The sequence below is a fragment of the Pseudarthrobacter sp. P1 genome, from assembly GCF_050156935.1.
Lineage (GTDB): Bacteria > Actinomycetota > Actinomycetes > Actinomycetales > Micrococcaceae > Specibacter.
The window spans coordinates 3,476,110-3,498,028 of the sequence record NZ_CP189584.1 but is presented as its reverse complement, the minus strand read 5'-3'; the positions used below and the strand labels follow the sequence as shown (position 1 = coordinate 3,498,028).

The following is a 21,919-nucleotide window of genomic DNA, read 5'->3' as shown; positions in this document are numbered from 1 at the left end:
TTAGTCTCCTTCGGTCAGGAAAAGTTCAACCACCGGCACCGCGGCATTGGGCCGCTGCACCGGCAGGGTCAGGGTGAGGGTGCCGGGCGCCTGGCCGGCCTGGGTCATGTTGCCGGCCTGCTGGTGCGGGTCCAGCTCCACCATGCGGATCTCGGAGGCGTCGTTGAGCAGTTGGGCATAGGCCACCTTGCCGGCCAGGCCCGCCAGGTGGACGTGCTGGAACGGCCAGGCGAACAGGTGCAGATAGAGCCGGTTGCCCCGGCGCGTGTAGCGGCAGTCCGGCGGGGGCACCAGGTCGACGGCGCCCGCGCCATGGATGGACCGGGCATGGACCCGCATCCACTCCCCCATCCCGGCCAGTGCCTCGCCCGCGCGGGGGTCGATCTCGCCGCGTGCGGTGGGGCCCACGTTCAGGAGCAGGTTGCCGTCCTTGGCGACGCCGTCGATGAGCATGCGCACCAGCTGGTCGGCGGATTTGTAGTCCAGGTTGTCCCTGTCATACCCCCAGCTGCCGTTGAGCGTCTGGCAGGCCTCCCAGGGCACTTCCCTGCCGCCGGAGAGCACCGGGCCGGCGGGCTGGTACTGCTCCGGGGTGGCAAAATCGCCCGGCAGGTCCAGCCTGTCGTTCACCACGATGCCCGGCTGCAGTCCGCGCACCAGAGCCAGCAGCTCCTCCGAGCCCCAGTCCGCCCTGCCCTTGCCGGGGAACTGCTGGGCGTACTCGCCCTCGGAGTAGGAAAAGTCGAAGAACAGGTAGTCGATCTGGCCGTAGTTGGTCAGCAGCTCGCGCACCTGGCCGTGCAGATAGGCCCGGTAGCGGGCCATGTCGCGGCCCTCGTTCAGGGCCGCCGCCTCGGGGTTGCCGCGCTCGGGGTGCACGGCGTCGATGGTGAAGTCCGGGTGGTGCCAGTCGATCAGCGAGTAGTACAGGCCCACCTTCAGCCCCGCCTCGCGCAGCGCCTCGACATAGGGTTCAATCAGATCGGCGCCGCAGGGGGTGTTGGTGGCCTTGTAGTCCGTCAGGGCCGAATCCCACAGGCAGAAGCCCTCGTGGTGCTTGGCCGTGAGGACCACGTATTTCATCCCGGCCGCCTTGGCCGCCCGGGCCCACTCGCGCGGATCGTAGAGGTCCGGCTCAAAGCGCTCGAAGTATTTGGCGTAGTCGGGGACGGAGATCCGTTCCCGGTTCATCACCCACTCGTGCCGCGCGGGCAGGGAGTACAGGCCCCAGTGGACAAACATGCCCAGCCGCGCCTGGGTGAACCAGGGTGCGTGGTCAATCGTTGCCGTCATCAGTGAACCTTAGGCCGGGATGCCGGCCAGGGCGTCCTCGCGCCAGGCGGCACCGTGCGGGAAGCTGTATTCCTCAATCGAGGCCGCATGCATTTCATTGCCCGCACCCGGCGCCAGCGGCGGCCAGTAGCAGCCGTCGTGGACGTCGATGGGGGTGACGAAGTGCTCATGCAGGTGGTCCACAAATTCAATCATGCGATCCTCCTTGGTGCCCGACACCGCCACGAAGTCGAACATGGACAGGTGCTGCACGGCCTCGCACAGGCCCACGCCGCCGGCATGCGGGCAGACCCGGACGCCGAACTTGGCGGCCAACAGCAGGATCGCCACGTTTTCGTTGACGCCTGCCACGCGCGCGGCGTCGATCTGCAGCACCTCCAAGGACTTCGCCTGGAGCATCTGCTTGAACACGACGCGGTTCTGCACGTGTTCCCCGGTGGCCACCGGGATCGGCGCCACACCGCGGGCAATGGCCGCATGGCCCAGGATGTCGTCGGGGCTGGTGGGCTCCTCGATCCAGGCAATGTCGAACGGCGCCAGGTGCTTCATCCACTCGATGGCGGCGTCCACGTCCCAGCGCTGGTTGGCATCCACGGCAATCTTGATGTCGGGCCCGACGGCGGCGCGGGCGGCGCGCACCCGGCGGATGTCGTCCGCCAGATCGGCGCCGACCTTGAGCTTGATCTGCTTGAATCCGTCGGCCACCGCCTCGTGCGCCAACCGTGTCAGCTTCTCGTCCGAGTAGCCCAGCCAGCCCGGCGTCGTCGTGTAGCCCGGGTAGCCCTCGGCCAGCAGGGTGGCCTGGCGCTCGGCGCGGCCCGGCACGGCGGCACGCAGGATCTCCAGCGCCTGCTCGGGGGTGAGGGCGTCGGAGAGGTAGCGGAAGTCCACCAGCTCCACCAGTTCCTCGGGGCTCATGGAACCCAGCAGCTGCCACAGCGGCAGCCCGGCCCGCTTGGATTTCAGGTCCCACAGGGCATTGACGACGGCGCCGATGGCCATGTGCATGACGCCCTTCTCCGGGCCGAGCCAGCGCAGCTGCGAATCGTTGATGAGCTCCTTGTAGGTGGCGCCCATGTTAGCCAGCAGCTCCTCCACATTGCGGCCCATCAGGTACGGGGCCAGCGCGGTGATCGCCGCCGTCTCGACGTCGTTGCCGCGGCCGATGGTGAAGACGAAGCCGTGGCCCTCCAGGCCGTCCTCGGCGTCGGTGCGGATGCGCAGGTATGCGGCGGAATAGTCCGGGTCCGGGTTCATGGCATCCGAGCCGTCCAGGTGGCGCGATGTTGGAAAACGAACGTCACTGGTCTCGACAGCGATGACTGTACTCACTGGATGGCTCCCTGGGGTTTGGTGTCGGCACGGTGCACTGCCGCGGCAGCCACCAACTCCCTCAAGATAAACATCCGATGTTTCACTTGTCAATGACGGGTTGTGGCCTAGAATTGGGGGTAAAGTGACGTCAAAGCTCAGATGTTATCCGAGCCGAGCCACACCGGACCACCAGTACACCGCCGTATGAATCGGTTGAAAGGGGCTTCCCCATGAAGATTGCACAGCTCGGAGCGCCGGGGAGCGAGACCCCCGCCGTCTTCGCCCAAGACGCCACCGGCACGGAGCGCGCCTACGACGCCAGCTCCGTAACCGCCAGCATTGACGGAGCCTTCCTGGCCGGCGGCGGCATTGCCGCCCTGCGCGCCGCCCTTGAAGCGGGCACCCTGCCGGTGCTTGAGGGTGCCGAATCCCTGCGCCAGGGCAGCCCCATCGCCCGGCCCAACAACGTCGTCTGCATCGGCATGAACTACGCCGCGCACGCCGCCGAGTCCGGCGCGCTGCCGCCCACGATCCCGGTGGTGTTCCTCAAGCCGAACAACACGGTGGCCGGCCCGTTCGACGCCGCCCCCATCCCGCCGCGCAGCGCCAAGTACGACTGGGAGGTGGAGCTGGGCATCGTGATCGGCTCCGAACTCAGCTACGCCGCCTCCCTGGCGGAGGCCGCGGCCGCCGTCGCCGGCTATGTGGTCGCCAACGACCTCTCCGAGCGCGAATACCAGCTCCCCGGCGCCGCCGGCCAGTGGACCAAGGGCAAGTCCCTGCCCAAGTCCACCCCGCTGGGCCCGTGGCTGGTGCCGGCCACCGACGTCGACGCCGGCAACCTGCGCCTGCGCAGCTGGGTCAACGGCGAGCCCCGCCAGGATTCCAACACCGCTGACCTGATCTTCGACGTCCCCACGATCGTCCACCACCTGAGCCAGTACATGGTGCTCGAGCCCGGCGACGTCATCCTCACCGGCACCCCCGAGGGCGTGGCGCTCTCCGGCCGCTTCCCGTACATCCAGGACGGCGACGTCGTCGAGGTCGAAATCGAGGGTCTGGGCCGCCAGCGCCAGGAATTTTTCCGCGCCGGCGCCGGACTGGCCGCCGCAGCAGCAACAGCTACCGGCCAGGAGGCCTAGATGACCACGGAAATGAACTCGCTCACCGCCATCGTCACCGGCGGCGCGTCCGGCATCGGCGCGGCCATCGCGGCCAGGCTGCAGGGCATGGGCGCCTCGGTGGCCGTGCTGGACCTCAACCCGTCGAACCTCCCCGAGGGCCAGCTCGGCCTGGTCTGCGACGTCTCCGACGACGCGTCCATCCGCGCCGCCGTCGACGCCGTCGCCGAGCAGCTGGGCGGCATCGACATCGTGGTGAACAACGCAGGAATCGGCGCCAAGGGCACCGTGGAGGACAACGGCGACGAGGAGTGGCACCGCGTGTGGGACATCAACGTGGTGGGCATGGTGCGCCTGAGCCGCGCCGCGCTGCCGCACCTGCGCCGGTCCACGGCCGCCGCCATCGTGAACACCTGCTCCATTGCCGCCACCGCGGGCCTGCCCCAGCGCGCGCTGTACAGCGCCACCAAGGGCGCCGTGCTCTCGCTGACCCAGGCCATGGCCGCGGACCACCTGCGCGAGGGCATCCGCGTCAACTGCGTCAACCCGGGCACCGCCGACACCCCGTGGGTCGGCCGGCTGCTCGATTCGGCCGACGACCCTGCCGCCGAGCGCGCCGCCCTGAACGCCCGCCAGCCGCACGGCCGGCTGGTCAGTGCGGACGAGGTGGCAGGGGCGGTGGCCTACCTGGCCAGCCCGCTTTCGGGCTCCACCACCGGCACGTCCATCGCCGTCGACGGCGGCATGCAGGCCCTGCGCCTGCGCCCCGCCGGCCAGTAGGTCCGGACCGGGCAGCGTCTCCACGCGCTCCTCAGGGCGCGCTTGGTCGACCACCGAACGGCCTCGGTGATCGACCAAGGCCGTCCGCGGCCGCGTGGAGGCGAAGCGACACGGGTCGGTGTTAGCCCGCTTGTGCCAATACCAGCGGGAGGACCTGGCCGGCGCCGGCGTGGCGCAGGGCGCGGCCGGCGATGGTCAGGGTCCAGCGGCTGTCCACGAGATCGTCGATCAGCAGCACCGGGCGGCCGGCCGCCTCCTGCAGGGCCGCGGCCAGGGCCTCCCCCACCACCACGCGGTCCCAGACGCCGGCCAGCCGGTAGGCGCTGTTGCCGCCGCGCTGCCCGGACGGGCCGCCAAACGCCAGCTCCAACTCGCCCAGATACGGCAGCTGCCCCACCGACGCAATGCCCTCCGCCAGCGAACGCACCAATTGGGGCTTGCTGCGCGAGGGCATCGACACCACTGCCGCCGGGCGGCCCTCGCCGCTCCAGCCGCCAACACCCCAATCCCGCAGCACCGCCACGCAGGCCTGCAGCATCCCCGGATCGATCGGGGCATCCGGCGCCTCGGCGGCGAAGAGCGTCCGCAGCGCCGTGCCCCAGCCCAGATCCGTCATGCGGGCCAGCACACGCCCGCCGCCGCTGAGCTCGCCGGCCCCCAGCTTGCCCTTCACCGGCACGCCCAGGCGGTCCATGCCCGTGGGCCACTGGAGCCGCGGCTCCAACAGCAGCCCGGCCCGGCTGAGGGTTTCCCCCGCCACGGCCACGGCCGCGCCGTCGACGGCATCGGAGAACCAGCGCCCGGCACAGTTGTCGCAGCGCCCGCACGGGGCGGCCGTCTCATCGTCCAGCGCGGCGGCCAGGAACTCCATCCGGCAGCCGCCCATGCGCTCATAGTCGATCATCGAGTCCTGCTCGTCCACCCGGGCCTGGGCAATCCGCCCGTAGCGCTCGGCGTCGTACACCCACGGCCGGCCGGTGGACAGCCAGCCGCCCCCCACCCGCTCCACGGCGCCGTCGACGGCCAGCACCTTCAGCAGCAGCTCCAGCGGGGTGCGGCGCAGGTCCACCCGCGCCTCCAGCGCGATCGTGGAGAGCGCCTTGCCGGCGTCGGCCAGCGTTTGGAGCACGGCGGCGGCCTTTTCCTGGGACGGCATGGACGCGGTGGCGAAGTACGCCCAGATGTCCTTGTCCTCGCGCCCGGGCATCAGCAGGACATCGGCGTTGGCCGAGCCACGGCCCGCACGGCCCACCTGCTGGTAGTAGGCCACCGGCGACGACGGCGCGCCCAGGTGGATCACGAAGCCCAGGTCCGGCTTGTCGAACCCCATGCCCAGGGCGCTGGTGGCCACGAGCGCCTTGACCTGGTTGTCCTTGAGCTGCTGTTCGGCGGATTCGCGGTCCATCGGGTCCGTGCGGCCGGTGTAGCTGAGCACCTTGTGCCCGGCGGAGGCCAGCAGCCGCGCGGTGTCCTCCGCCGCGGACACCGTCAGCGTGTAGATGATGCCGCTGCCGGGCAGGTCCGAAAGGTGCGTGAGCAGCCAGCCGAGCCGGTCGCGGGAATCGGAGAGCCGGAGCACGCCCAGGCGCAGGGATTCGCGGGCCAGCGCGCCGCGGATGGTGAAGACGCCGGCACCGAGCTGTTCCTCGATGTCCGCCACCACGCGGGAGTTGGCGGTGGCGGTGGTGGCCAGCACCGGGACGGTGCCGGGCAGCTGCGCGATGAGGTCCGCGATGCGCCGGTAGTCGGGGCGGAAATCGTGGCCCCAATCGGAAATGCAGTGGGCCTCGTCGATCACCAGCAGCCCGGTGCGCCGGATCAGCGCCGGCAGCTGGTTTTCGCGGAAGGCCGGGTTGGTCAGCCGCTCCGGGGAGACAAGGAGCACATCCACCTCGTCCGCCTCCAGGGCTTCGCGCACCAGATCCCACTCGGTGGCGTTCGCGGAGTTGATCGCCATGGCCCGCACACCGGCGCGCTCGGCGGCGGCCACCTGGTCGCGCATCAGTGCCAGCAGCGGGGAGACGATCAGCGTGGGACCGGCGCCGCGGGCACGCAGCAGCAGGGAGGAGACAAAGTACACGGCGGACTTGCCCCAGCCGGTGCGCTGGACCACCAGGGCCCGCTTGCCGCCGTCGACCAGGGCCTCGATGGCCTCGAACTGGCCGTCATGGAAGCTGGCATCCTCCCGGCCCACCAGGCGGCGCAGCACGTCCAGGGCCTGGCCGTAGGTGGAGGTTGTGTCGGTGGCGTTCTGGGTGGTGGCAGCAGGCTGGGTCATCCATCCAGTATCCCAGCCGGGGCTGACACCCACCCGAGCGTCGCCGGGTCTGTGGATAACCCCCGGTACGATGGAGGGTGTGAGCAGCTCAGAGAACACCACCATTGACCTTTCGGAATCCTTCAAGGCCTATGACGTCCGCGGCATCGTGGGCGAAACCATCACCGCCACCTCGGTCAAGGCCGTGGGTGCCGCCTTCGTGGATGTCCTGGGGCTGTCCGGGGAGCGCGTGCTGGTGGGCGGGGACATGCGCCCCTCCTCCCCCGACTTCGCCGCGGCCTTTGCCGCCGGCGCCACCGCCCGCGGCGCGGAGGTGGTGCTGCTGGATTTGATCTCCACCGATGAGCTCTACTTCGCCTGCGGCTCGATGGACGCCGCCGGCGTGGTCTTCACCGCCAGCCACAACCCGGCCGAGTACAACGGCATCAAGATGGCCAAGGCCGGTGCCGTGCCGCTGTCCTCCGAGACCGGGCTGGAGGACATCCGGGCCCTGGCCCAGACCTACCTCGACGAGGGTCTCCCCGACACGGAGGCTGCGGGCATCCGCCCCGGGGCGATCGGCGTGCACGACGTGTTGAAGGACTACGCGCAGTACCTGCGCTCCCTGGTGGACCTCTCCGGCTCCCGCCCGCTGAAGATCGTCGTGGACGCCGGCAACGGCATGGCCGGCATGACCACCCCCGCCGTGCTGGGCGGCACGCTGCTCCCGGCCCTGCCGTTGGAGATCGTGCCGCTCTACTTCGAGCTCGACGGTTCCTTCCCGAACCACCCGGCCAACCCGCTGGAACCGGAAAACCTGCGCGACCTCCAGGCCGCCGTCGTCGCCCATGGCGCGGACATCGGCCTGGCGTTCGACGGCGACGCGGACCGCTGCTTTGTCATCGACGAGCTCGGCGCCCCCCTCTCCCCCTCCGCCGTGACGGCCCTGGTGGCCCGGCGCGAGATCGCCCGGGCGAAGGCCGCCGGCGAGGAGACCCCCGTGGTCATCCACAACCTGATCACCTCCCGCGCCGTGCCGGAGCTGGTCACCGCCGATGGCGGCCGCCCGGTCCGCACCCGTGTGGGCCACTCCTTCATCAAGGCCGTCATGGCCGAGGAGGGCGCCGTCTTTGGCGGCGAGCACTCCGCGCACTACTACTTCCGCGACTTCTACAACGCGGACACCGGCATGCTGGCCGCCATGCACGTCCTGGCCGCCCTGGGCGAGCAGGACGGCCCGCTGTCCGGGCTCGGCCGCGAATACGAGCCCTACATCTCCTCCGGCGAGATCAACTCCAAGCTGGCCGATGTCCCCGCCGCCGTGGGCCGCGTCCGCGCGGCCTACGCGCGCGAGGGCGTGAGCGTGGACGAGATGGACGGGCTGACGTTCGCCGCCGACAACGGCGACTGGTGGTTCAACCTGCGCGCCTCCAACACCGAGCCGTTCCTGCGCCTGAACGCCGAGGCCGTGGACGCCCCCACCATGGTGGAGCTCCGCGACGCCGTGCTGGCCCTTGTCCGCGCCTAGACATTGACACCGAAAGAAGAAAACACCATGACTGAGCCGGCCCCGCAGACCGAGCTGACCGAAGAACTCATCCAGGAGGACCTGAACAAGCTGGTGGGCACCGCCCTCGCCCTGGCCCAGGAGCAGCTGGAGGAGCACGGCGCCTTCCTGCCCGTGGCACTGGTGGTGGCCGAGGACGGCGAAGTCCGGCTGGTGGCCGTGGGCCCCAGCGCGGACCCCTCCGCGGACAACGTCGACGGCGGGGACCCGGAGCTGGATGCCGACGAGATGATCGCCGACCTGTACGAGATCCTGCGCCAGCAGCGCGGGAGCAACCGCGCCGCCGCCGTCGTCTGCGACATCCACCTGCCGGACGAGTCCACCGACGCCATCCACGTGGTGGCCGAGCACAGCGCCGGCGTCTCCATCGCCGCTGTGCAGTCGTACACGCCCTCCGAGGATGGCGCCTGGACCTTCGCCGACCCCATCTGGGAGCCCGGCGAGAAGCTCGTTTGGCAGTGACGCCTCCTCCGTCGGGAAAGCTGGGCGGCTGATCCATGCGCATCAATGCCTTTTCCGATGTGTGCCTGCGCGTGCTCATGGTGCTGTGCGCGGACCCGGGTGCGGAGCTGCTGACCACCAAGGACATCGCCGGTGCCGTGGGCACGCCGTACAACCACGTCAGCAAGGCCGTGCTCAAGCTGGGCAACCTCGGCCTGGTCGACGCCGTCCGGGGCCGGGCCGGGGGTGTGCGGATCAACGCCGCCGGACTCACCGTGACCGTCGGCAGCGTGCTGCGGGCCCTCGACGAACGCGAGGATGTGGCCGAATGCCACGCGGCCAATGGCGACTGTCCACTGATCGGCGGCTGCGGGCTGCGCGGGGCGCTGGGACGGGCCCGCGAGGCGTTCTATGCCGAGCTTGACCCGGTTGCCGTCTCCAGCCTCGCCCGGCCGCGCCGCTCCGGCCCCGTGGCCGTGACATTGGCCACACGGCCGGCCGGCTGACCCCGCCGCTTCAACACTTTTTCTACGAAGTGTAGAAGTTTGGATTTAAATGCGCATTTTAAATGCTACTTTGGAGGAACCGAGCAACTTCCAGCCAAGGAGTACCGATGCTTTCCGAGAAGTCCCGCCCCACCATCGAGGCCACACTGCCGCTCGTCGGAGCGCGCCTGGGCGCCATCACACCGAATTTCTACCGCCGCCTGTTTGCGGCCCACCCGGAGCTGTTGGACGGACTGTTCAGCCGGGCGAACCAGAACAACGGGGAGCAGCAGAAGGCCCTGGCCGGCTCCATTGCGGCCTTTGCCGGCGCACTGGTGGCCAACCCCGACCTGGTCCCCGAGGCCATGCTGAGCCGCATCGCCAACAAGCACACCTCGCTGGGCATCACCGCCGACCAGTACCAGATTGTCTACACGCACCTCTTTGCCGCCATTGCCGAGGAGCTCGCCGACGTCATCACCGCCGAGATCGCCGAGGCCTGGACGGAGGTCTACTGGCTGATGGCCAACGCGCTCATCGCCATCGAGCAGGGCCTGTACGCACGCCAAGCCAACGACAAGATGTGGACGCCGTGGACGGTGGTGGAAAAGAACCCGGCCGGCACCGGCAGCATGACGTTCGTGCTGGAACCGGCCGACGATACCCCTGCCACGGCCGCGCTACCCGGCCAGTTTGTGACCGTCAAGGTCGCGCTGTCCGACGGTCTGCGCCAGTGCCGCCAGTACACGCTCTCCGCCGACGCGGAGTCCACCGGCCGGCGCGTCTTCACCACCAAGCTGGACGACGGCGGCGAGGTCTCCCCCGCGCTGCACCGCAGCGTGGCCGTGGGCGATGTCCTGGAACTGTCCAACCCGTACGGCGATGTCACCCTCGACGACGGCGACGGACCGCTGGTCTTCGCGACCGCCGGCATCGGCTGCACGCCCTCGGCCTCGGCCCTGCGCTCGCTGGCCGGCAAGGACTCGGACCGCGAGGTCATGGTGCTGCATGCGGAGAAGAACCTTGCGGCCTGGGCCCTGCGCGAGCAGATGAGCGCCGACATCCGCAGCCTCGACGGCGCCAGCCTGCGGCTCTGGCTGGAGGAGCCGGCCCTTGATCCGCAGGAGACCCCCGGGAGCCTGCACCACGGGTTCATGTCCCTGCAGGACCTCCAGCTGCCCGCCGGCGCATCGGTGTATGTCTGCGGCCCGTTGCCGTTCATGAAGAAGATCCGCAGCGAGGCCCTCGGCGCCGGCATTCCCGCCGCGAACATCCACTACGAGGTGTTCGGCCCGGACCTGTGGCTGGTCGGAACCAACTAGCCACAATCGCCCCCAACTAGGTGACAGTTATCGCACGTTCCAAGGCCCGGAACGTGCGATAACTGTCACCTAGTGGTGTGTCTCCAAAATAGTTAATGACTTTGGGTTTAGGCTGGGATCATGTCGAATCCAGCACCCGCCCTGGCCCTTACCGACGCCCAGCGCACCGTCCTGGAAGCGCTGGCCGCATCCCAGGTGGCCTCCCACCGGGAGGTGCAGCGGGCGCAGGTTCTGCTGATGGCCGCCGAGGGCCTGGCCAACGAGTGGATCGCCCGGGTGGTGGGCATCACCCCGGGCACGGTGCGCTCCTGGCGTACCCGCTTCGCCGAGGAAGGCCTGACCAAGCTCGGGAAGGTGCGTGGCGGGCGGGGACGCAAACCGGTGATCCCGCAGTCGACGATCGACGAAATCGTTGAGCTGACACAGAACTCAAAGCCTGAGGGACACACGCATTGGTCGGTGCGCACCATGGCCGCGAAGACCGGGGTCTCCCCGGCGCAGGTGCAACGCATCTGGTCTGCCCGCGGGTTGAAACCGCATCTGGTGAAGACCTTCAAACTCTCCACGGACCCGAAGTTCGAGGAAAAGCTCATCGACGTGTGCGGACTGTATTTGAACCCACCGGAGAACGCGATCGTGTTCTGCATGGACGAGAAGACCTCCATCCAGGCCCTGGACCGCTCCCAGCCGTCGTTGCCGATGACCAGGGGGCGGGCCGGGACGATGACCCACGACTACAAGCGCAACGGAACCACCACGTCTCTTCGCGGCCCTGGAGGTCGCAACCGGAAAGGTCATCGGCTCCTGCGTTCCCAAGCACCGCCACGATGAATTCCTGGTGTTCCTGAAAACCATTGAAAAGGAAGTCCCGGCCGGCCTTCAGATCCACCTGGTCATCGACAACTACGCGACGCACAAGCATGCGAACGTGAAGGCGTGGCTGGCCAAACACCCACGGTTCCACCTGCATTTCACCCCGACCTCATCCTCGTGGTTGAACCTGGTGGAGCGGTGGTTCAGGGAGTTGACGGAGAAGGCGCTACGCCGTGGGGTCTTTCATTCAGTGCCTGATTTGATTGCGAAGATCGAGGAATACATCGAGGTGAACAATGCCGACCCGAAGCCTTTGGTGTGGACCGCGGATGCGGAGTCGATCCTGGAAAAAGTGGCTCGTGGCCGGGTTGCGCTCCAAGCCGTCAAGCAAAACTGAGACACTACACTAGTTGGGGACGGCGAGGGCCAATATAGCCAAGGGGTCGTTCACAGGCGACCCACGGACGCTGTGAATGAGAAGGCTCCGGCCCGCACGTCATATCTCCAGCCACGCAAGAGGGCGGCGGCGGAACCAAAGGTTCCGCCGCCGCCTCTTAGTGGTCTAGACCGGTATGGGGAGTGGTCAGCCCAGGCGGGTCTTGAGGCCCTCGAGCTCGTTGAGCAGCTCCGCCGGCAGCGAGCTGCCGAAGCGACGGTACCACTCGTCAATGCTGTCCAGCTCCGCTTCCCACTCGGTCGCGTCCACCTTGACGGCCTCGGCGACGTCGGCCTCGGTCATGTCCAGGCCGCTGATGTCCAGCGAACCGGGGGCGGGGACAAAGCCGATGGGCGTCTCCACGGCCTCGGCGGTGCCCTCGATGCGCTCGATGGCCCACTTGAGCACGCGGGAGTTGTCGCCGAATCCGGGCCAGGCGAAGGAGCCATCGGCCTTGCGGCGGAACCAGTTCACCAGGAAGATCTTCGGCAGCTTCTCCTGGTCCGCATTCTTGCTCAGCGCGATCCAGTGCTTGAGGTAGTCGCCGGCGTCGTAGCCGATGAACGGCAGCATGGCCATCGGGTCGCGGCGCACCACGCCGACGGCGCCCGCGGCGGCAGCCGTGGTCTCAGAGGACAGCGTGGACCCCATGAAGATGCCATTGGTCCAGTCGCGGGACTGCGTGACCAGCGGAATGGTGGTCTTGCGGCGTCCGCCGAACAGGATGGCCGAGATCGGCACACCTTCGGGGTCGGTGTACTCGTCGGCGATCATGTCGATCTGGTCGATCGGCGTGCAGAAGCGCGAGTTCGGGTGCGCGGCCGGCTCGCCGGACTCGGGAGTCCAGGACTCGCCCTGCCAGTCGGTCAGGTGCGCGGGCACGTCCTCGGTCATGCCCTCCCACCACACGCCGCCGTCGTCGGTCAGGGCGACGTTGGTGAAGATGGAATTGCCCTTGGCGATGGCGCGCATGGCGTTCGGGTTGGTGTGCCAGCCCGTGCCCGGGGCCACGCCAAACAGGCCCGACTCCGGGTTGATGGCGCGCAACTGGCCGGCCTCGTCGAAGCGCAGCCAGGTGATGTCGTCGCCCAACGTCTCCACCTTCCAGCCGTCAATGGTCGGGTCGAGGAGGGCCAGGTTGGTCTTGCCGCAGGCGGAAGGGAACGCCGCGGAGACGTAGTAGGTCTTCTGGGCCGGGGAGGTCAGCTTCAGGATGAGCATGTGCTCGGCCAGCCAGCCCTCGTCGTGCGCCATCACCGAGGCGATGCGCAGGGCGTAGCACTTCTTGCCCAGCAGCGCGTTGCCGCCGTAGCCGGAGCCAAAGGAGTAGATGGAGCGCGCCTCGGGGAAGTGCACGATCCACTTCTCGTCGCTGCACGGCCAGGCGACGTCGGCCTGGACGTCCTCGAGCGGCATGCCCACGGAGTGCAGGGCGGGGACGTAGAAGGCATCCAGCTCCTCCATCCGGCGCAGCACATCGGTGCCGATGCGGGCCATGATGCGCATGGAGGCCACCACGTAGGCACTGTCGGTGATCTCGACGCCGAACTTGGGGTCCTTGGCGTCAAGGTGGCCCATCACGAACGGGATGACGTACATGGTGCGGCCGCGCATGGAGCCGGCAAAGAGCCCGTCCAGCTTGGCCTTCATCAGGGCCGGTTCCATCCAGTTGTTGGTGAAGCCGGCGTCGCGCTCGTTCTTGGAGCAGATGAACGTCTGCTCCTCGACACGTGCGACATCCTTGGGGTCCGAGAACGCCGCGAAGGAATTGGGGAACTGGTCGTCATTGAGCTTCACCAGCGTGCCGGCCGCCACCAGGGCGTCCGTCAGGGCGCGGTTTTCCGCCTCGGAACCGTCCACCCAGTGGATGGAATCCGGCTGGGTCAGCGTCGCAACCTCGGCAACCCAGGCTGCCAGACGGCGGTGCGTGGTCGGTGCATGGTCGACTATCTGCTGCGCTGATGCGTGGCCCATTGTGTTTCCCTTCAGTGGGTCAGGTGGTGTGTTTCAAATGTAGGGGCGTCTTGCGGCGATTTCTCGGGCCAGGAGATAGGATCTCCCCGGTGGGCGCCGGTCGAAAACACCGGAATTCCGCCGATTATCCGCTTCATCGTGTCCAAATTATGTGATCTATCTCACGTAGACCGGTCTAGTGTGGCCGGGCTCACGCGGCACCGGATTTGTCCTGCCGGGCGAATCGGGTTAGAGTTATTTCCGGCTTGAGAGCCAAAAGCAAAACAAAATATGCGTGCGTAGCTCAACGGATAGAGCATCTGACTACGGATCAGAAGGTTGGGGGTTCGAATCCCTTCGCGCGCACTTGCCGGAAAAGCCCGCTGGATCGAAAGATCAGGCGGGCTTTTTCGTTGCGCCAGGGGCGCGCATCCTGGGCGGACATGGCGTCCTTCGGAGACTGGTGGAAAACGGCGGGCGAAAAATACGCTACAGTTGTTCCCGGCCCAAAAAGCCGAAAACAAAATATGCGTGCGTAGCTCAACGGATAGAGCATCTGACTACGGATCAGAAGGTTGGGGGTTCGAATCCCTTCGCGCGCACTTGCCGGAAAAGCCCGCTGGATCGAAAGATCAGGCGGGCTTTTTCGTTGCGCAGCGTACCGTCCTGCGCAGGGTCCGGCCTCGACTGTGCGCAGGGGATGCTCCTGCGCACTCTTCAGGGCCACCGCTGCGCAACACGGTACGGTACGGAGCGGGCAGCCCACGGCTCAGAGGGCCTTGGCCCAGGTCTGGCGGGACACCTCCACCACCGAGGCGGCGCCGCCGTCGTCCAGCGACGTATAGCTGTAGGCGCTCGGCTCCCCCACCGGCAGCCAGCCGCGGGAGGCGTAGAGCCGCGCGGCCGCGGCATTTGAGGTGTCGACCTCCAGCACCAGCAGCTCGGCACCCGATGCGGCCGCCAGCTCCTCCACGGCGGCCACCAGCGCGGCACCCAGGCCGCGGCGGCGCCATGGGGGGTCCACCCGCAGATCGCGCAGCACGAGGGCCGCCGGCCAGGCCGCGGACTCCCCCGCGGCAGCCAGCACCACGGAGCCGCATTCGTGCGCACCGCGGACGGCCCGGAGCACGGTGGAGCCCTGTGCGTCCCGCTCGGCGGCAATCCGCATCCCCTCCATGGCACCCATGGTTCCACGGCGGGGCACAAAAAACGCCGCCGCCATGCGTGGACATGGCGGCGGCGTTGGCAGCCGGCGTCCGGCGCGGGGCCGGCCGTTGCTGTTGGCGTCCGGCGCGGGGCCGGGCACGCTGGGGGCGGCTGGCGCTACGGCGCGCCAACCACCTCGGTGATGCGGCGGCGGATGCCATCGAAGTGGCGGGCCAGCAGCTCGGAGGCGAGCGCCTTGTCCTTGGCCTTCACGGCCTCAAAGATGGCACGGTGCGTGGCGGCGGTGCCCACCAGGTCGGCGTCGCCGGCACCGATCTCCGTGTGGATCTTGCGGTAGACCTTCCAGAAGACGGTCATCAGGTTCATCAAGAGGTCGTTGGCCAGCGGCTCGAAGAGCAGCGAGTGGAACTCGGCGTCGGCCTCGGTGAACATCTCCCCCTGCTGGGCCAGCGTCTCCATCTTGACCACGGCGGCCTCGATGCCGGCCAGCTGCCCGGGCGTGATGACGGCGATGGAACTGCCGATCAGCCCCGACTCCAGCGCCTGCCGGATGTCCACCAGCTGCTGGGCCTCCAGGCCCTGGTGGCGCAGCGACAGCCGGCCGCGAAAGGTCAGACCATCGGCCATGGCGTCAAAGTTGCTCGGGGCGACGAACATGCCGAATCCGTGGCGGATCTCGATGACACCCAGCGCCTGGAGCACCTTGAGGGATTCGCGCAGCGTGTTGCGCCCGACGCCCAGGGCCAGCGAGAGTTCGCTCTCGGTGGGCAGCGGATCGCCGGCTTCGAGCTCACGGTCAAGGATGAGCTCCATGATGTCCGACTGCAGGGCCCTCAAACGGGCCTGGGCACTGAAGCGTGCCTGCGGTGCGGCTGTCGATGCTGTCATCGGTACTCCTTAGTGGGCTGCGTGCCTGGGAAAATTCGGGCCTTGCGGGCCCGGGGGCAACACACACGCGCGGTGTAAAGTTGCCCCAAGAATCCGGTCCGCAAAAAACGTGATCTAGCACATATGATATCGGATGTCCCACGACTAATATAGATGTGGCGCACCCGCCGCTCCCCGACAATTCGGGCCAGGGGTACCTCTGGAGGTTACTCCCCAGTAAACCTGTCACACGGTGTCGTGTGCTTGTGTACTCCGTAACCGATTCGCAACCTGAAATCCGCTTGACCAAACACTGTGATCCCTCTTACAGTTCTACTACAAGCATCGGACGTCCTACATCCGATAACCAACTTACGAAATGGTGAGTCCCACAATGAGCAACACTCTTGAGAACCTGCCTTTGATCAAGGATGCGTCCCGCCGCAACTTCCTGAAGATTGCCGGCGTCCTTGGTACTGCGACGGCCTTTGCCGGAACGCTTGCCGCCTGTGGCTCTTCGTCGACGTCGACGACGACCACTGCCGCCTCTGCCGCTGCCGTCAACAAAGACCTGACCATCGAGGCAGGCATCTCCTACTCGTTGTCCACCGGTTTCGACCCGATGTCTTCCTCGGGCGCCACTCCGCTGGCCGCTAACCTCCACATCTTTGAGGGTCTGGTGGAACTCCACCCGGCCACCCGCGAGCCCTACAACGCGCTGGCTGCTTCGGACCCCAAGAAGATTGACGACCTCACCTACCAGGTCACCCTCCGCGACGGCGCCATGTTCCACGACGGCACCCCGGTCACCACCGATGACGTTGTCTACTCCTTCACCCGCGTGATGGACCCGGCCAACAAGGCCCTGTTCGCCCAGTTCATCTTCTTCCTCGACTCCGTCACCGCCGTTGACGCCAAGACCGTCGAGTTCAAGCTGAAGACCGCTTTCGCCGGATTCGGCCCGCGCATCTCCGTGGTCAAGGTTGTCCCGAAGGCCATCGCCTCCGCCGACCAGAAGGCCTTCGACGCCAAGCCGATCGGCACCGGCCCGTACAAGTTCGTCTCCGCCGCCAAGGACGACAAGATCGTCTTCGAGCGCAACGACGCCTACAACGGCCCCAAGCCGGCCCTAGCCAAGAGCATGACCTGGTTCCTGCTCTCCGACGCCGCCGCCCGCGTCACCGCCGTCCAGTCCGGCCGTGTCCAGGCCATCGAGGATGTCCCCTACTTGGACGTCGACTCGCTCAAGTCCAAGGTGAACGTCGAAGCCGTCCAGTCCTTCGGCCTGATGTTCCTGATGTTCAACCTCTCCAAGGCCCCCTTCGACAAGAAGGAAGTCCGCCAGGCACTGCACTACGCCCTGGACAAGGAAACCATCATCAAGACGGCGCTGCTGGGCAACGCCACGGCCGCCTCCTCCTACTTCCAGCCGACGCACCCGTCGTACCAGAAGGCCGGCACCGTCTACGGTTTCGATGCAGACAAGGCCAAGTCCCTGCTCTCAGGCGCCGGCGTCTCGGGCCTGTCCCTGACGCTGACCACCACTGACACCGCCTGGGTCAAGGATGTCGCCCCGCTGATCAAGAAGAACTGGGACGCCATTGGCGTAAACACCACGCTGGAGTCACTGGCCTCCTCCGCCGTCTACGGTCCGGACAAGGTTGGCGGCCTGAAGTACGACGTCGTTGCCGCCCCCGGCGACCCCTCCGTCTTCGGCAACGACGCTGACATCCTGCTCAGCTGGTTCTACCGCGGCGCCACCTGGGCCAAGAACCGCTTCGCCTGGAGCGACACCGCAGAGTACGCAACCGTCCAGACCAAGATGGATGCGGCCATTGCTGCCACCGGAGATGCCCAGAAGGCCCTCTACAAGGAGATCGTGGACATCATCGCCGAGCAGGTGCCGCTGTACCCGATCTTCCACCGCAAGCTGCCGTCCGCTTGGGACTCCAAGAAGCTGTCCGGCTTCGCGCCGCTGCCGACCACGGGCCTGAGCTTCGTGGGCGTGGGACGCTCCGCATAGCACGCACCGCTACACACAGACCAGGGGGGCTGTGGCCACCCGGCCACGGCCCCTCTGGCCTAACATCACAAAGCCTATGACGCAGCACACACTGCTAATAGAACCGGAGAAGTAAATTGGTAATGTTTTTGCGACTGCTGGGACGCAGACTCGCAGCACTTCCGCTGATGATCCTGGGTGTCACCCTGTTGGTCTTCGTGGTGCTGCAGTTCGCCCCAGGCGACCGTGCCGTAGCAGCCTTGGGCGAAGGAGCTTCCCCCGAGGCACTCGAGCAGTTCAGAGTTGAGAACGGGCTCAATGACCCGTTGTTCCTGCAGTATTTCAGGTACCTGGCCAAGCTGGTCACGCTGAACTTCGGCAACACCCTGCCCCCGCAGAAGCCCATCACCGAGGTTATTGCTTCTGCCTTTCCGCTGACGCTCCAGCTCACCTTCCTGGGTGTCCTGATCGCCGTCGTCCTGTCCCTGGCTTTCGGTGTGCTGGCCGCACTGTACCGCGACACCTGGGTCGACCAGCTGGTGCGCATCTTCTCGATCGCCGCCATCGCTACCCCGTCCTTCTGGCTCGGCATCCTGCTCATCCAGTGGTTCGCCCTGGGCACTGACTCGATCTTCCCCTCCGGCGGCCTGACCGACCCGGCCGAAGGCTTCGGCGGCTGGCTGCGCTCCATGGCGCTGCCCGCGCTGGCCCTTGCGATTCCTGTCTCCGCCTCGCTGATCCGCGTGGTGCGCACCTCGATGGTGGAGGAGCTGGACCGCGACTACGTCCGCACCGCCGTCGGCAACGGCGTCCCGTACAGCACAGTGGTTTCCCGCAACGTGCTGCGCAACGCCCTGGTCACCCCGGTGACGGTGCTGGGCCTGCGCGTTGGCTACCTGCTCGGCGGCGCCGTCGTGATTGAAATGATCTTCTCCCTGCCCGGCATGGGACAGCAGATCCTCAACGGCATCACCAACAAGGACACCAACCTCGTCCAGGGTGTTGTCCTGGTCATCTCCGTGACCTTCGTCTTGGTCAACATCCTGGTTGACCTCTTGTACCTGCTCATCAACCCCCGAATCAGGACGGTCTAAGTCATGCGCAGCAAACTTGCCGAACGGTTGAGCGCCCCCGGATTGCGGTTCAAGGCCCTGGCCCTGGGATCGAAACTTGCCCTGCTCTTCCTGCTTTTCATCATCATCGTGGCAATCTTCGCCCCCCTGATCGCCCCGCATGACCCCCTGGCCTCGGACATTCCGGCCCAGGCCCCGGGCGCCGACCACTGGTTCGGCACCGACCGCATTGGCCGCGACGTCTTCTCCCGCCTGATCTACGGTGCCCGCGCATCGCTGATGATCGGCCTGGGCGCCGTGGCACTGGCCATCGTTGCCGGCGCCATCCTTGGCTCCATCGCCGCCACCGCCTCCAAGGGCGTGGCCGAGGTCATCATGCGCCTCATGGACATCCTGATGGCGTTCCCGGGCATCGCCCTGGCCGCCGTGCTGCTGGCCTCCTTCGGCAACTCGGTCCCCGTGATCATCATTGCCATCGCCATCATCTACACCCCGCAGATTGCCCGCGTGGTCCGCGCCAACGTGCTCTCCCAGTACGGCGAGGACTACGTCCGTGCCGAAAAGGTCATGGGCGCCAGCGTTCCCTACATCCTGCTCAAGCACATTGTCCGCAACACCGCCGCTCCGGTGCTGGTGTTCGCCACGGTGATGGTGGCCGACGCCATCATCCTGGAGGCCTCGCTGTCCTTCCTGGGCGCCGGCATCCAGGACCCGGACCCGTCCTGGGGCAACGTGATCTCCTACGGCCGCAACCTGGTCCTCTCCGGCGGCTGGTGGGCCACCACCTTTGCCGGTCTGACCATCCTGCTCACCGTGTTGGCGCTGAACATCCTGGCCGAGGGCCTGACCGATGCCATGGTCAACCCGAAGCTACGCAAGGCCCCCAAGGTCAGCGACGACGACGGCTCCGCCGCCGCCATTGCCGCCAAGGGCGTTGACACCGAGATCGGCACGTCCCCGACGGCCGTCTCCACGGTGGAATCGCACGAGCTGGACCGCTTGGACACTCCTTTGCACTCCGAGCTGGACGACGCCGAAGCCGCAGCCAGTGCCGTCAAGGACCCGGTGCTGGCCTCGGCCAACCCGTTCGCCCTGCTGGACCACGAGCTGACGCTGCTGCGCGACATCGAGGCCAAGCGGACCGACCGCCTGCCGCAGGTTGGCGCCACTGCCCGCAACGTGCTGGAGGTCAAGAACCTCTCCATCCGCTTCCCGGAGCGCTTTGGCGAGACCCCCATCGTGGACAACGTCTCCTTCACCGTCCGCGAGGGCGAGACCATGGGCCTGGTGGGCGAGTCCGGCTGTGGCAAGTCCATCTCCTCCCTGGCCATCATGGGCCTGCTGCCCAAGACGGCCAAGGTCACCGGTTCCATCAAGTTTGACGGCAAGGAACTGCTGGACCCCGAAACCGAGCACAGCAACGTCAAGGCCTACGAGGGCCTGCGCGGCGAGCAGATTGCCATGGTCTACCAGGACGCGCTCAGCTCGCTGAACCCGTCCATGCTGATCAAGGACCAGATGCTGCAGCTGACCAAGCGCGGCGGCCGCAAGACCCCCGCCGAGCTGCTGGAAATGGTCAAGCTGGACCCGGTCCGCACGCTCAAAAGCTACCCGCACGAGCTCTCCGGCGGACAGCGCCAGCGCGTGCTGATCGCCATGGCGCTCTCCCGCTCGCCCAAGATCGTGGTGGCCGATGAGCCGACGACGGCGCTGGACGTCACCGTCCAGAAGCAGGTGGTCGACCTGCTCAACGAGCTGCGCGACCAGCTGGGCTTCGCGATGGTGTTCGTCAGCCACGACCTGGCCCTGGTGGCCTCGCTGGCCCACCGCATCACCGTCATGTACGCCGGACAAGTGGTGGAATCGGCACAGGCTTCCGAGCTTTTGCAGAACCCCACCCACGAGTACACCCGCGGCCTGCTGGGCGCAGTGCTCTCGATCGAGGCCGACGCCGCGCGTCTGCACCAGATCCCCGGCACCGTCCCGTCTCCGCGGGAATTCGCGACCGGAGACCGGTTCGCCAGCCGCTCGCTGCGCCCGGACTCCGATCCGAACCAGAAGCTGGCGTTCGTCAAGCTTGGCGGCGCCAGCGAGGGCACGGACCACTACTGGGCCAGCCACCTCAAGGAAGACGCCCTTGCAGTTGCCGGGACAACCGCAGTTGCTGGAACAGCAGCCGCCGGCACAGCGAATGAAAACCAGGTAGGTGCCAAATGAGCAATGCAACCACCCCCGTCATTGAGCTGAAGGACCTCCACGTCCACCACCGGACCCGGTCCGGCGGCCTGTTCAAGCCGAACTACGTCAAGGCCGTCAACGGCGTCGACTTCTCCGTCAACCGCGGCGAAACCGTCGGCATCGTCGGCGAGTCGGGTTGCGGCAAGTCCACCCTGGCCTCGGTGCTGGTGGGCCTGCAGACGCCCACCTCCGGCCAGGTGCTCTTCCACGGCAAGCCCGCCATCAAGCGCAACGCCGCCATGCGCAAGGAATTCGGCCGTTCCGTCTCCGTGGTCTTCCAGGACCCGGCGACGGCGCTGAACCCGCGCATGACCATCCAGGACATCCTCACGGACCCCCTGCAGGTCCACGGCATTGGCACCGCGGCCTCCCGCGCGGCCAAGGTCAAGGAACTGCTGTCCCTGGTCGGCCTGCCGCAGTCCGCGGCCGAGGTCACGCCGTCGCAGGTCTCCGGTGGCCAGCGCCAGCGTGTGGCCATTGCCCGCGCACTGGCCCTGGGCCCGGACCTGATCGTGGCCGATGAGCCGACCTCGGCGCTGGACGTCTCCGTCCGCGCCCAGGTGCTCAACCTGCTCTCGGACCTGAAGAAGGAACTGAACCTGGGCATGGTGTTCATCTCCCACGACATCCAGACCGTCAAGTACGTCTCGGACCGCATCTGCGTCATGTACTACGGCCAGATCGTCGAAGAGGGCTCCGCGGAGCAGATCTTCGCGCACCCCAGCAACGACTACACCAAAAAGCTGCTGGGCGCGGCGCCGTCGCTCCTGCACATCTAGCCTTCCCCCCG

The 21,919-nt window shown here is 67.3% G+C and carries 16 protein-coding genes, 2 tRNA genes and 1 pseudogene; 13 read left to right on the top strand and 6 right to left on the bottom strand.

All coding sequences use genetic code 11. The features are described from left to right. Together ACQCSX_RS16540 and ACQCSX_RS16535 are read right to left on the bottom strand one after the other, a co-directional pair. Nucleotides 1–1,293, bottom strand: coding sequence for an alpha-L-fucosidase (locus tag ACQCSX_RS16540; protein WP_427016350.1), 1,293 nt, complete (start codon nucleotides 1,291–1,293; stop codon nucleotides 1–3). Between the two features lie 9 nt (nucleotides 1,294–1,302). Next, on the bottom strand, nucleotides 1,303–2,625 hold the full coding sequence (locus tag ACQCSX_RS16535; protein WP_427016349.1) for an enolase C-terminal domain-like protein: 1,323 nt from the start codon (nucleotides 2,623–2,625) through the stop codon (nucleotides 1,303–1,305). A gap of 212 nt (nucleotides 2,626–2,837) precedes the next feature. Here ACQCSX_RS16535 and ACQCSX_RS16530 point away from each other — a divergent pair, with 212 nt between their 5' ends. Both ACQCSX_RS16530 and ACQCSX_RS16525 read left to right on the top strand, forming a co-directional pair. Continuing rightward, nucleotides 2,838–3,749, top strand: coding sequence for a fumarylacetoacetate hydrolase family protein (locus tag ACQCSX_RS16530; RefSeq protein WP_427016348.1), 912 nt, complete (start codon nucleotides 2,838–2,840; stop codon nucleotides 3,747–3,749). Next, nucleotides 3,750–4,508: an SDR family NAD(P)-dependent oxidoreductase gene (locus ACQCSX_RS16525; protein ID WP_427016347.1), complete on the top strand. Its 759-nt coding sequence runs from the start codon at nucleotides 3,750–3,752 to the stop codon at nucleotides 4,506–4,508. 121 nt (nucleotides 4,509–4,629) lie between these two features. Here the strand turns inward: ACQCSX_RS16525 and ACQCSX_RS16520 are convergent, their stop codons facing one another. Continuing rightward, a complete protein-coding gene (locus ACQCSX_RS16520) occupies nucleotides 4,630–6,786 on the bottom strand; it encodes a RecQ family ATP-dependent DNA helicase (RefSeq protein ID WP_427016346.1) in 2,157 nt (718 codons plus the stop codon). A 70-nt stretch (nucleotides 6,787–6,856) separates the two neighbouring features. On the opposite strand from ACQCSX_RS16520, the gene ACQCSX_RS16515 reads away from it, so the two are divergent. From ACQCSX_RS16515 to ACQCSX_RS16495, 5 genes and pseudogenes are all read left to right on the top strand, one after another. Beyond that, complete coding sequence (locus ACQCSX_RS16515) at nucleotides 6,857–8,293, top strand: phosphomannomutase/phosphoglucomutase (protein ID WP_427016345.1); 1,437 nt, start codon at nucleotides 6,857–6,859, stop codon at nucleotides 8,291–8,293. Between the two features lie 27 nt (nucleotides 8,294–8,320). Next, nucleotides 8,321–8,794, top strand: coding sequence for a hypothetical protein (locus tag ACQCSX_RS16510; RefSeq protein WP_427016344.1), 474 nt, complete (start codon nucleotides 8,321–8,323; stop codon nucleotides 8,792–8,794). Nucleotides 8,795–8,829: 35 nt separating this feature from the next. Further along, nucleotides 8,830–9,279 (top strand): RrF2 family transcriptional regulator, encoded by a 450-nt coding sequence (locus ACQCSX_RS16505; RefSeq protein WP_427016343.1) that lies wholly within the window; start codon nucleotides 8,830–8,832, stop codon nucleotides 9,277–9,279. 107 nt (nucleotides 9,280–9,386) lie between these two features. Next, the gene (locus ACQCSX_RS16500) at nucleotides 9,387–10,580 is read left to right on the top strand and encodes a globin domain-containing protein (RefSeq protein WP_427016342.1); all 1,194 of its coding nucleotides are present in this window, start codon (nucleotides 9,387–9,389) and stop codon (nucleotides 10,578–10,580) included. A gap of 120 nt (nucleotides 10,581–10,700) precedes the next feature. Next, a pseudogene (locus ACQCSX_RS16495) lies at nucleotides 10,701–11,790 on the top strand (IS630 family transposase). A gap of 186 nt (nucleotides 11,791–11,976) precedes the next feature. Here the strand turns inward: ACQCSX_RS16495 and ACQCSX_RS16490 are convergent. Further along, entirely contained in the window at nucleotides 11,977–13,803 is a 1,827-nt protein-coding gene (locus ACQCSX_RS16490) for a phosphoenolpyruvate carboxykinase (GTP) (protein ID WP_427016341.1), read from the bottom strand. A 272-nt stretch (nucleotides 13,804–14,075) separates the two neighbouring features. Here ACQCSX_RS16490 and ACQCSX_RS16485 point away from each other — a divergent pair. Together ACQCSX_RS16485 and ACQCSX_RS16480 are read left to right on the top strand one after the other, a co-directional pair. Continuing rightward, nucleotides 14,076–14,148 (top strand) — tRNA-Arg (locus tag ACQCSX_RS16485). A gap of 163 nt (nucleotides 14,149–14,311) precedes the next feature. Next, nucleotides 14,312–14,384: transfer RNA gene (locus ACQCSX_RS16480), tRNA-Arg, on the top strand. A 167-nt stretch (nucleotides 14,385–14,551) separates the two neighbouring features. Here ACQCSX_RS16480 and ACQCSX_RS16475 read toward each other — a convergent pair. After that, nucleotides 14,552–14,959 carry a GNAT family N-acetyltransferase gene (locus ACQCSX_RS16475; protein WP_427016340.1) on the bottom strand — a complete coding sequence of 136 codons (408 nt, stop codon included), beginning with the start codon at nucleotides 14,957–14,959 and terminating at the stop codon, nucleotides 14,552–14,554. A 146-nt stretch (nucleotides 14,960–15,105) separates the two neighbouring features. Further along, nucleotides 15,106–15,837: a FadR/GntR family transcriptional regulator gene (locus ACQCSX_RS16470; protein ID WP_427016339.1), complete on the bottom strand. Its 732-nt coding sequence runs from the start codon at nucleotides 15,835–15,837 to the stop codon at nucleotides 15,106–15,108. Nucleotides 15,838–16,210: 373 nt separating this feature from the next. On the opposite strand from ACQCSX_RS16470, the gene ACQCSX_RS16465 reads away from it, so the two are divergent. From ACQCSX_RS16465 to ACQCSX_RS16450, 4 genes are all read left to right on the top strand, one after another. Continuing rightward, nucleotides 16,211–17,839 carry an ABC transporter substrate-binding protein gene (locus ACQCSX_RS16465; RefSeq protein WP_427016338.1) on the top strand — a complete coding sequence of 543 codons (1,629 nt, stop codon included), beginning with the start codon at nucleotides 16,211–16,213 and terminating at the stop codon, nucleotides 17,837–17,839. A gap of 116 nt (nucleotides 17,840–17,955) precedes the next feature. Beyond that, on the top strand, nucleotides 17,956–18,912 hold the full coding sequence (locus ACQCSX_RS16460; protein ID WP_427016337.1) for an ABC transporter permease: 957 nt from the start codon (nucleotides 17,956–17,958) through the stop codon (nucleotides 18,910–18,912). Nucleotides 18,913–18,915: 3 nt separating this feature from the next. Further along, a complete protein-coding gene (locus tag ACQCSX_RS16455; protein ID WP_427016336.1) occupies nucleotides 18,916–21,108 on the top strand; it encodes a dipeptide/oligopeptide/nickel ABC transporter permease/ATP-binding protein in 2,193 nt (730 codons plus the stop codon). Beyond that, nucleotides 21,105–21,908 (top strand): ATP-binding cassette domain-containing protein, encoded by an 804-nt coding sequence (locus ACQCSX_RS16450; RefSeq protein ID WP_427016335.1) that lies wholly within the window; start codon nucleotides 21,105–21,107, stop codon nucleotides 21,906–21,908. Before ACQCSX_RS16455 ends, ACQCSX_RS16450 begins: the two co-directional genes overlap by 4 nt. Nucleotides 21,909–21,919: the final 11 nt, after the last annotated feature.

What these genes read in the sequence shown, in the direction of transcription:
- ACQCSX_RS16500 (WP_427016342.1), top strand. Translation starts at nt 9,387, where the DNA reads ATGCTTTCCGAGAAGTCCCGCCCCACCATCGAGGCCACACTGCCGCTC.
- ACQCSX_RS16510 (WP_427016344.1), top strand. Translation starts at nt 8,321, where the DNA reads ATGACTGAGCCGGCCCCGCAGACCGAGCTGACCGAAGAACTCATCCAG.
- ACQCSX_RS16470 (WP_427016339.1), bottom strand. Translation starts at nt 15,837, where the DNA reads ATGACAGCATCGACAGCCGCACCGCAGGCACGCTTCAGTGCCCAGGCC.
- ACQCSX_RS16505 (WP_427016343.1), top strand. Translation starts at nt 8,830, where the DNA reads ATGCGCATCAATGCCTTTTCCGATGTGTGCCTGCGCGTGCTCATGGTG.
- ACQCSX_RS16520 (WP_427016346.1), bottom strand. Translation starts at nt 6,786, where the DNA reads ATGACCCAGCCTGCTGCCACCACCCAGAACGCCACCGACACAACCTCC.
- ACQCSX_RS16525 (WP_427016347.1), top strand. Translation starts at nt 3,750, where the DNA reads ATGACCACGGAAATGAACTCGCTCACCGCCATCGTCACCGGCGGCGCG.
- ACQCSX_RS16465 (WP_427016338.1), top strand. Translation starts at nt 16,211, where the DNA reads ATGAGCAACACTCTTGAGAACCTGCCTTTGATCAAGGATGCGTCCCGC.
- ACQCSX_RS16450 (WP_427016335.1), top strand. Translation starts at nt 21,105, where the DNA reads ATGAGCAATGCAACCACCCCCGTCATTGAGCTGAAGGACCTCCACGTC.
- ACQCSX_RS16455 (WP_427016336.1), top strand. Translation starts at nt 18,916, where the DNA reads ATGCGCAGCAAACTTGCCGAACGGTTGAGCGCCCCCGGATTGCGGTTC.
- ACQCSX_RS16530 (WP_427016348.1), top strand. Translation starts at nt 2,838, where the DNA reads ATGAAGATTGCACAGCTCGGAGCGCCGGGGAGCGAGACCCCCGCCGTC.
- ACQCSX_RS16515 (WP_427016345.1), top strand. Translation starts at nt 6,857, where the DNA reads ATGGAGGGTGTGAGCAGCTCAGAGAACACCACCATTGACCTTTCGGAA.
- ACQCSX_RS16490 (WP_427016341.1), bottom strand. Translation starts at nt 13,803, where the DNA reads ATGGGCCACGCATCAGCGCAGCAGATAGTCGACCATGCACCGACCACG.
- ACQCSX_RS16540 (WP_427016350.1), bottom strand. Translation starts at nt 1,293, where the DNA reads ATGACGGCAACGATTGACCACGCACCCTGGTTCACCCAGGCGCGGCTG.
- ACQCSX_RS16475 (WP_427016340.1), bottom strand. Translation starts at nt 14,959, where the DNA reads ATGGAGGGGATGCGGATTGCCGCCGAGCGGGACGCACAGGGCTCCACC.